This window comes from Ilumatobacter sp. (assembly GCF_049588435.1).
Lineage (GTDB): Bacteria > Actinomycetota > Acidimicrobiia > Acidimicrobiales > Ilumatobacteraceae > Ilumatobacter_A.
In genome coordinates this window covers 1-3,477 of sequence record NZ_JBAVYV010000196.1, presented here as the reverse complement: position 1 = coordinate 3,477, position 3,477 = coordinate 1, and the positions used below count along the sequence as shown (strand labels likewise).

General features: G+C 67.2%; 5 protein-coding genes. 3 read left to right on the top strand and 2 right to left on the bottom strand.

The features are described 5' to 3' along the window. Positions 1–103: 103 nt before the first annotated feature. Both WBV89_RS07210 and WBV89_RS07205 read left to right on the top strand, forming a co-directional pair. Positions 104–973, top strand: coding sequence for an enoyl-CoA hydratase (locus tag WBV89_RS07210; RefSeq protein WP_423980655.1), 870 nt, complete (start codon positions 104–106; stop codon positions 971–973). 3 nt (positions 974–976) lie between these two features. Then, entirely contained in the window at positions 977–1,876 is a 900-nt protein-coding gene (locus WBV89_RS07205; protein WP_423980654.1) for a hypothetical protein, read from the top strand. A gap of 11 nt (positions 1,877–1,887) precedes the next feature. On the opposite strand, the gene WBV89_RS07200 is transcribed toward WBV89_RS07205, so the two are convergent. Further along, positions 1,888–2,289: a RidA family protein gene (locus WBV89_RS07200; protein ID WP_423980653.1), complete on the bottom strand. Its 402-nt coding sequence runs from the start codon at positions 2,287–2,289 to the stop codon at positions 1,888–1,890. Between the two features lie 33 nt (positions 2,290–2,322). Next, entirely contained in the window at positions 2,323–2,490 is a 168-nt protein-coding gene (locus tag WBV89_RS07195) for a hypothetical protein (protein WP_423980652.1), read from the bottom strand. Positions 2,491–2,576: 86 nt separating this feature from the next. Here WBV89_RS07195 and WBV89_RS07190 point away from each other — a divergent pair. Beyond that, positions 2,577–3,477 (top strand): aldehyde dehydrogenase family protein (locus tag WBV89_RS07190; RefSeq protein ID WP_423980651.1); only part of this gene is annotated, 901 nt, incomplete at its 3' end.

Sequence of the window (3,477 nt, the reverse complement as noted above, 5' to 3'; positions counted from 1 at the left end):
GCACCCGCGGTCGCTTCGCTGCGAGTCGATGTGATCGAGTTCCATACGGTCGACGCATGACCAAGTACACCTGCTCCGACGGCCACGACGTCAGGTTCGCGTCGTGACCGTCTCGCTCGACGATCTGACGACGCTGCGCTACGAGGTCGTCGATCCGGGGGATCGCGGAGTCGCGGTCGTGACCCTCGACCGTCCCGCCAGCCGCAACGCGCAGAACAAGCGGATGACCTACGAACTGAACGCGTGCTTCGACGACGCGTCGCGGCGCACCGACGTGAAGGTGATCGTGTTGCAGGCCGACGGCCCGCACTTCTGCTCGGGCCACGACATGCGCGACCGCGAGAGCCACCGCGACTTCGACCTGGTGTCGACCAGTGCGGGATACGCGCGGGAAGGCCAGGAGGGCCACATGGCGTTCGAGGAGGAGGTGTACTTCGAGATGTGCTGGCGCTGGCGCAACATCCCCAAGCCGGTTCTCGCCGCCGCCCAGGGAAAGACGATCGCCGGTGGGCTGATGCTGCTGTGGGTCGCCGACGTGATCATCGCCTCCGACGATGCCCAGTTCTCCGACCCGGTCGTCGGAATGGGCGTGAACGGCGTCGAGTACTTCGCCCACCCGTGGGAGTTCGGCGCGCGCAAGGCCAAGGAACTGCTGTTCACCGGGGAGTTCCTCGATGCCGAGGACGCGAAGGCGATGGGAATGATCAACCACGTCGTGGCGCGCGACGAACTTCGTGAGTCGACGATGTCGATGGCCCACACGATCGCCCTCAAGCCCGCCTTCGCGTTGAAGCTCGCCAAGGAGAGTGTCAATCAGACGCTCGAGGCCCAGGGCCAGTGGACTGCGCTGCGCTCGGCGTTCTCGATGCAACAGCTCGCGCATGCCCACAACCGGGCCAAGTACGGGATCCCCGTCGACCCTGGCCCAGCACAATCGGGCGCACGGACGAGCGCGAACGTGGAACGATCCTGACCCATGACCGTGTGGAAGCTCAAGAGTCGCCGATCCGGAATCGCTGGAAGCGACTATCGACCCCAGGGCGCTGGAGCGCACAGCCTGAGGTGTGACTTCCTCGACCCGGCCCCGGAGGGGACCGATGCGGTCGGAACCGACGGCACCCTGCGCGTACGCGCCGAGGTCGCGGCGAACTACGAGTCGAAGACGAATCCCGGTTCGTTCATCCCGGCTGTCGGTTCGCACGGCATCAGCGACATGCGGATCGCGTTGAGGCGTGGAACCAGGACGTGGATGGGCAACGTGGCGTGGGTGACGCTCGATCCGATGATGGCGCAGAGCTTCCGGTCGGTTCCGGTTCAGGGCTTCACGGTCGTCGAGGAACCGAACTGGGGAACGCTCAGCGCCGTGATCGACGAGACGATCGACGCGCGCCTGCTCGGGCCCGGTCCGGTCACCGTGTCGGTCTACCTCGAGGGGCACCCGCGGGAGCTGGTCCGTCACCGGAAGTACGGCTGGGATCCCCGGGTGGCTGGTGTGTTCACCAACACGGTGCTCATCGACGGGGAGAGCCCGGAGACCTTCGTCGACGACGTGCTCCCGACCGGGTCCTCGGCGTTCATCGTGGGTCGCGCAACCGACAACCATCGTGTCGAGCGGGTGCTGTTGACGGTGACCGACGACGAGACCGGGCTGACGCTGGGCGCCGACCGACGGTGGAGTCAGCGGGCGGTCCCGCTCGACATCCCGGTGGACGATGACGGCGTCTGGTCCTGGTCGATGCCGTCGGGAGTGGCGGCCGGGAGCGGCCGGTACTCGTTCGTCGCGCAGGCCGAGGACGCAGCCGAACGGGATCGAACGCGTGCGAACAAGCAACGTCGCGGCAACCTCGACCCGTCTCCGGTGCGGATCGATCCGTGACCCAGCGCCGTCTATTCGGCGATGACGGCGACCGCTTCGATCTCGATCAGTGATTCGTCGAGGAACAGCGACTGCACGCCGACGAGGGTGATCGGGACGAGCGGCATCGGGGTGCGTCGCCCCGACGCGCCGATCCCGGTGAACAGTTCGGCCCCCATCGACTCGCGCCACCCGACCACATACATCGTCAGCTTGGCGATGTCGTCCACCGATGCGCCGACACCCTCGACCGCGTCGATGACGTTGGTGAGGGCCTGCTCGGTCTGAGCGGCGAGCCCGGCGGGATGCGCTCCGTCGGCGTCGGTGCCGATCTGGCCGGCGAAATGCACGACTCGACCCGGCGAGGCGACCGCCGCGTGCGAGTAGCCGGCGGGTGCCGGAAGGCGATCGGAGTTGCGCAGTTCGATGGTCATCCCCACACCGTAGGGAACCGGTCGACCCTGCGCTCAGGCGGCTTCGTCGACCGGATCGCCGGTGGTGGTCGCCGTCGTCGACTCCGGCTGTTCAGGGTGGCCGAACCAGAGTGGGGGAGTGGAGCCGGTCGGATCGATCCAGCCGTTCTTCATGATGTAGTCCCCGAGTGAGTCGAATGTCGCCTTGCACCACGAACGCATGCCGCGAGTGTGACTGGAGCGGATGACGCAGGATCGACGTGCGAGCCAACCAGAGGTGAACATCCGATCTACGCGAGGATGACTTCATGCACGTCCACAGCAACCTCTACATCGGCGGCGAGTGGGTGCCCACCACGTCGTCCGATGTCATCGAAGTGGTCAATCCGGCGACCGAGCAGGTCATCGCGACCGTTCCGGCAGCCTCGACCGCCGACGCCGATGCCGCGGTGACGGCCGCACGGACAGCGTTCCCGGCATGGTCCCGCCTCACCGTCAACGAGCGCGTCGACTACGTCGAGCGGATCGCCGCCGCGATGGCCGAACGTGCCGAGGAGATCGCCGCGCTGGTCTCGGGCGAGCAGGGCATGCCGATGACGAACGCACGTCGCGTCCAGGCCGGTCTCCCGGTGTCGGTGATGCAGTCGTACGTCGGCATCGGCCGGGACTTCGCGGCAGCCGAGCCGGAGCGCATCGGTCACTCGATCGTGGTCGAGGAACCGATCGGTGTGTGCACGTTCATCACCCCGTGGAACTACCCGCTCCACCAGATCGTCGGCAAGGTCGCGCCGGCGCTCGTCGCCGGGTGCACGATGATCGTCAAGCCGAGTTCGGAGACACCGCTCAACGCGTTCCTGCTCGCCGAGATCATCGACGAGGTGGGGCTTCCCGCCGGCGTGTTCAACCTGGTGACCGGTGCGGGCCGCACGGTGGGCGAGGCGCTGTGCGTGCATCCCGAGGTCGACATGATCTCGATCACCGGCTCGACTGAGGCGGGAGCGCGGATCGCCGAACTCGGCGCTCCGTCCGTCAAGCGGATCTGCCAGGAGCTGGGAGGGAAGTCGGCGAACGTCATCCTCGATGGTGCGGATCTCTCGAAGGCGGTCCCGGCCGGCGTGATCGGCATGATGCTGAACTGCGGGCAGACCTGCACGGCGCTGACCCGCATGATCGTGCCGCGCAGCGCCCAGGACGAGGTCGTCGACCTCG